This is a genomic window from Kitasatospora sp. NPDC059803, from assembly GCF_042732255.1.
Classification (GTDB): Bacteria; Actinomycetota; Actinomycetes; order Streptomycetales; family Streptomycetaceae; genus Kitasatospora.
Genome location: NZ_JBHWIJ010000367.1, coordinates 2,014 through 7,695 on the forward strand (window position 1 = coordinate 2,014; position 5,682 = coordinate 7,695).

Genomic DNA, 5,682 nt, shown 5'->3' on the forward strand with positions numbered 1-5,682 from the left:
CCCCGGCCCCGTTGGGGGGCGCCGTCGGGTCCCCCCCCCGCGGGGCCCCCCCCCGGCCCCCCCCCCCGGGGGCGGCGGACGGCCCGGCCCCCCACGGGGCGCCCGGCCCCTTCCGGGTGCAGCGTCAGCGGTCGCCGAGGGCGACGTAGTCGCGGATCTCGACGCCGGTGTAGATCTGGCGCGGACGGCCGATCCGGCTGGTCGGGTCGTTGATCATCTCGTGCCAGTGGGCGATCCAGCCCGGCAGCCGGCCGAGGGCGAACAGCACGGTGAACATGCTGGTCGGGAAGCCCATGGCGCGGTAGATCAGGCCGGTGTAGAAGTCCACGTTCGGGTAGAGCTTGCGCGAGATGAAGAAGTCGTCCTTGAGGGCGTGCTCCTCCAGCTTGAGCGCGATGTTCAGCAGCTCGTCGTTCTTGCCGAGCTGGCCGAGGACCTCGTGCGCGAGCAGCTTGACCTGCGCGGCGCGCGGGTCGAAGGCCTTGTAGACGCGGTGGCCGAAGCCCATCAGCTTGACGCCGGCTTCCTTGTTCTTCACCTTCGTGATGAACGCGTCGACGTCGCCGCCGTCCTTCTGGATGCTCTCCAGCATCTCCAGCACGGCCTGGTTGGCGCCGCCGTGCAGCGGGCCCCAGAGCGCCGAGATGCCCGCCGAGATCGAGGCGAACAGGTTGGCGTGGCTGGAGCCGACCAGGCGCACGGTGGAGGTCGAGCAGTTCTGCTCGTGGTCCGCGTGCAGGATGAGCAGCTTGTCCAGGGCGTTGACGATCACCGGGTTGAGCTCGTAGTCCTCGGCGGGGACGGCGAAGGTCATCCGCAGGAGGTTCTCGACGTAGCTCAGGTCGTTGCGCGGGTAGACGAAGGGCTGGCCCATCGCCTTCTTGTACGCGTAGGCGGCGATCGTCGGCAGCTTGGCGAGCAGACGGACGGTCGACAGGTGGCGCTGGCCGGCGTCGAACGGGTTGTGGCTCTCCGGGTAGAACGTGGAGAGCGCGCCGACCACCGAGGACAGCATGGCCATCGGGTGGGCGTCCCGCGGGAAGCCCTGGAAGAAGCGCTTGACGTCCTCGTGCAGCAGGGTGTGCTGGGTGATCTCGCGGTTGAACTCGGCCAGCTGGTCCGCGTTGGGCAGCTCACCGTTGATCAGGAGGTACGCGGTCTCGATGAAGCCGCCCTGCCCTGCGAGCTGCTCGATCGGGTAGCCGCGGTACCGCAGGATGCCGTTGTCACCGTCCACGAAGGTGATCGCGGACTTGTACGCGGCGGTGTTACCGAAGCCGTTGTCCAGGGTGACCAGGCCGGTCTGCGGGAGCAGCTTCGAGATGTCGAAGCCGGCGTTGCCCGCAGTGCTCTCGACGACGGGGTACTCGTACTCGCCGTCCTGGTACCGCAGTACTACCGAGTTGTCGCTCACGTCTTCCTCACCGACGAAATGAATCCTCTTCCAAGGTGCCCTGACTGTCTCTACCATCCCCCATCTGGAGGACAGCCGCGCACCCGGGGTGGCCCGAAAGGGCCCGCCCCTACAAAACCTGCTGCCGCAGCCGGTACGAACCGGACAAGATCGGCACCACCCTAGGCTCTGCCGTAAATCTCTTCACGTCAAGAGAACATTAGAGGCAACCATCCTGTTGGATAATCATCCAGTTGCCAGTCGATGATCGAGCGCCGCATGCCGTCGACCTGCACTGACGGTCCGCACGGCCTGGGCGATCGCCTTCCGTGACCCCACCAGTACCACCAGTTTCCTTGCCCTGGTCACAGCGGTGTAGAGCAGGTTTCGCTGGAGCATCGTCCAAGCGGACATGGTGACCGGAATCACCACCACTGGGTACTCGCTCCCCTGTGAGCGGTGGATCGTGACCGCGTACGCGTGGGCCAGCTCGTCCAGTTCGTCGAAGTCGTACGGCACCTCCTCGTCCTCGTCGGTGAGCACCGTCAACCGCTGGTCGTCCACGCTGAGGGCGGTCACCACTCCCACTGTGCCGTTGAAGACCCCGTTGCGCCCCTTGTCGTAGTTGTTGCGCACCTGCGTGACCTTGTCCCCCACCCGGAACGTGCGCCCGCCGAACCGCCGCTCCGCCAGCCCCTCCCGGGCCGGCGTCACCGCCCCCTGGAGCAGCGTGTTCAGGTTCCCCGCCCCGGCCGGACCCCGGTGCATCGGCGCCAGCACCTGGACGTCCCGCCGCGGGTCGAAGCCGAACCGCTGCGGGATCCGCCGCGCCACCACGTCCACCGTCAGACCGGCCGCCAACTCCGCGTCGTCCTCCGCGAACAGGAAGAAGTCCGGCAGACCGTCCGTCAGCGGCGGCCGCCCCTCGTTGATCCGGTGCGCGTTCGTCACCACCCCCGACTGCTGGGCCTGCCGGAAGATCCTGGTCAGCCGCACCGACGGGATCGGGCCGCCCTCCGCCAGCAGATCCCGTAGCACCTCGCCGGCGCCCACCGACGGCAGCTGGTCCACGTCCCCCACGAACAGCAGGTGCGCCCCCGGCGGCACCGCCTTGACCAGCTTGTTCGCCAGGATCAGATCCAGCATCGAGGCCTCGTCCACCACCACCAGATCGGCGTCCAGCGGCCGGTCCCGGTCGTACGCGGCGTCCCCGCCCGGTTTCAGCTCCAGCAGCCGGTGCACCGTCGAGGCCTCCGCCCCGGTCAGCTCCGCCAGCCGCTTCGCCGCCCGCCCGGTCGGCGCCGCCAGCACCACCTTCGCCCGCTTGGCCAGCGCCAGCGTCACGATCGACTTCACCGTGAACGACTTGCCGCAGCCCGGACCACCCGTCAGCACCGCGACCCGCTCGGTCAGCGCCAGCCGCACCGCCTGCTCCTGCTCCGGCGCGAGATCGGCCCCGGTACGCTTGGCCAGCCACTCCAACGCCACCGGCCAGTCCACCCCGCCGAACCACGGCATCCGGTCGGAATCCGAACGCAGCAACCGCAGCAGCTGGTTGGCCAGCGAGATCTCCGCCCGGTGGAACGGCACCAGGTACACCGCGGTGATCGCCTCGCCCGCCTCCCCCGGCACCGACTCCCGCACCACCCCCTCCGCCGCGACCAGCTCCGCCAGGCAGTCGATCACCAGGCCCACGTCCACCTGCAGCAGCTTCACGCCGTCCGCGATCAGCCGCTCCTCCGGCAGGTAGCAGTGCCCCTGGTCGCTGCTCTGCGACAGCGCGTACTGCAGCCCCGCCTTCACCCGCTCCGGGCTGTCGTGCGGGATCCCCACCGCCTGGGCGATCCGGTCCGCCGTCAGGAAGCCGATCCCCCACACGTCCGACGCCAGCCGGTACGGCTCGTTCCTCACCACCCCGATCGAGGCGTCCCCGTACTGCTTGTAGATCCGCACCGCGAGCGAGGTCGACACCCCGACCCCCTGGAGGAAGACCATCACCTCCTTGATGGCCTTCTGCTCCTCCCAGGCCGCCGCGATCTTCTTCGTCCGCTTCGGCCCCAGCCCCGGCACCTCGATCAGCCGGCCCGGCTCGTGCTCGATCACCTCCAGGGTGTCCACCCCGAAGCGCTCCACGATCCGCTCGGCGAACCGCGGCCCGATCCCCTTGATCAGCCCCGAACCCAGGTACCGCTGGATGCCCTGCACCGTCGCCGGCAGCACCGTCGTGTAGTTCTCCACCGTGAACTGCCGCCCGTACTGCGGATGCGAGCCCCACCGCCCGTGCAGCCGCAGCGACTCCCCCACCTGGGCTCCCAGCAGCGCGCCCACCACCGTCAGCAGGTCGTTCCCGCCCCGGCCGGTGTCCACCCGGGCCACCGTGTAACCGGTGTCCTCGTTGGCGTACGTGATCCGCTCCAGCACGCCCTCGACCTGCGCGAGCTGGCGCGGCGCCTCCTGCCCCGACTGCGCCTGCCTGGCCACCGGGACCCCCTTCGACCAGTACGGGTGGACCTTTCGTTACGCACCGTACCGCCCGGCCACGACAAGCCCGCACCCGCGCCCGACCGCCCCCACGGCAGGAGCGCCCCCGGGCCCCTGCCATGCAGCGCCCCGCCGTGCAGCGCCCCCGCCGAGGTGCCAGGCTGGGACGGGCAGGGGGGCACGATCGCGCCCGTCCGGGCCCCGTCCGAGGAGCAGTGCCCATGCTCAACACCGCCTTCCGCCCCGGCTCCCCCGACTGGCTCGACCTGGGCAGTCCCGACACCCGGGCGTCCGTCGACTTCTACACCGCCCTGTTCGGCTGGACCTTCGACCCGGCCGGCCCCGAAGCCGGCGGGTACGGCTTCTTCCAGCTCGACGGCCGGACGGTCGCCGCCCTCGGCCCGCTCGCCGAGGAGGGCTCCCTGCCCGCCTGGACGCTGTACTTCGCCACCCTCGACGCCGACCGCACCACCGAACTCGTCGAACAGGCCGGCGGGCACGTCCGGTTCACCCCCTTCGACGTCTTCACCGCGGGCCGGATGGCCGGCTACACCGACCCGACCGGCGCCGAGTTCGCCGTCTGGCAGCCACACGACACCCGCGGCCTGGAGGTCGTCAACGAGGAGGGCAGCCTCTGCTGGGCCGAGTGCTACAGCGTCGACGCCGAACGCGCCAAGACCTTCTACCGGACCGTCTTCAGCTGGCAGGAACAGGACGTGCCGCTCGAAGGCACCTCCTACACCGTCCTCACCCCCGCCGGCGCCGGCAGCGACGACGCCCACGGCGGCATCATGCAGCTCGGCCCCGAACAGACCGCCCGCGGCACCACCTCGCACTGGCTCCCCTACTTCGAGGTCCCCAACGTGGACGCCAGCCTCGCCATCGCCGACAAGCTCGGGGCCACCGTGCGGATCCCCGCCATGGACGTCCACGGCGTAGGCCGCCTCGCCCAGTTCCACGACCCGCACGGCGCCGTCTTCGCCGTCATCACCAGTGCCAAGCCCGGGGAGTGACGGCAGATCACCCCCGAGAAGGGGCCTGAGGGGGCTCTGCGGGCAGCGGCGGCGGGGGTACGGGAAACAGGCCGCGCCTATCCTCTGATCATGACTGACCTGACGATCCGCAGGGCCACCGCGAAGGACCTGCCGGCGATAGTGGCCCTGCTCGCCGACGACGCCCTGGGTGCCACCCGCGAGAGCCCCGACGACCTCACGCCGTACCGTGCCGCCTTCGCCCGCGTCGACGGCGACCCGCACCAGCACCTGGTCGCCGCCGAGCGCGCCGGCCGGACCGTCGGCACCCTGCAGCTGACCGTGATCCCCGGCCTCTCCCGGAAGGGCTCCACCCGGACCGTCATCGAGGCCGTCCGCATCCACGCCGACGAGCGGGGCAGCGGCCTCGGCACCGAACTGATCCAGTGGGCGATCGAGCGCTCCCGCGAACTCGGTGCCGACCTCGTCCAGCTCACCTCCGACGCGACCCGCACCGACGCCCACCGCTTCTACGAGAAGCTCGGCTTCGTCCCGTCGCACATCGGATTCAAACTCCAGCTCTGAGACCTTCCCCAGCTCTGAGACCTTGAAGTCCCAAAGCCCCGGAAACGCAAAGAACCCCCATCCGGTTTCCCGGATGGGGGTTCTCTGTGAATGATTGTTCGGCGGCGTCCTACTCTCCCACAGGGTCCCCCCTGCAGTACCATCGGCGCTGTAAGGCTTAGCTTCCGGGTTCGGAATGTAACCGGGCGTTTCCCTCACGCTATGACCACCGAAACACTATGAAACTGTCAACCGCACCAACCCCGTAGCCAA

Annotated in this window: 4 protein-coding genes and 1 rRNA gene; 2 read left to right on the forward strand and 3 right to left on the reverse strand. The window is 69.8% G+C overall.

Annotated features, from left to right (window positions below; genetic code table 11):
- Positions 1 to 124: 124 nt before the first annotated feature.
- Positions 125 to 1,414 carry a citrate synthase gene (locus ACFV6I_RS35490; protein ID WP_063349392.1) on the reverse strand — a complete coding sequence of 430 codons (1,290 nt, stop codon included), beginning with the start codon at positions 1,412 to 1,414 and terminating at the stop codon, positions 125 to 127.
- A 225-nt stretch (positions 1,415 to 1,639) separates the two neighbouring features.
- A complete protein-coding gene (locus ACFV6I_RS35495; RefSeq protein WP_063349391.1) occupies positions 1,640 to 3,874 on the reverse strand; it encodes an ATP-dependent RecD-like DNA helicase in 2,235 nt (744 codons plus the stop codon).
- Positions 3,875 to 4,095: 221 nt separating this feature from the next.
- On the opposite strand from ACFV6I_RS35495, the gene ACFV6I_RS35500 reads away from it, so the two are divergent.
- Both ACFV6I_RS35500 and ACFV6I_RS35505 read left to right on the forward strand, forming a co-directional pair.
- The gene (locus ACFV6I_RS35500; protein ID WP_063349390.1) at positions 4,096 to 4,887 is read left to right on the forward strand and encodes a VOC family protein; all 792 of its coding nucleotides are present in this window, start codon (positions 4,096 to 4,098) and stop codon (positions 4,885 to 4,887) included.
- 90 nt (positions 4,888 to 4,977) lie between these two features.
- Positions 4,978 to 5,430 carry a GNAT family N-acetyltransferase gene (locus ACFV6I_RS35505; protein WP_380430019.1) on the forward strand — a complete coding sequence of 151 codons (453 nt, stop codon included), beginning with the start codon at positions 4,978 to 4,980 and terminating at the stop codon, positions 5,428 to 5,430.
- Between the two features lie 96 nt (positions 5,431 to 5,526).
- Here ACFV6I_RS35505 and rrf read toward each other — a convergent pair.
- Positions 5,527 to 5,643: ribosomal RNA gene (gene rrf / locus ACFV6I_RS35510) — 5S ribosomal RNA — on the reverse strand.
- Positions 5,644 to 5,682: the final 39 nt, after the last annotated feature.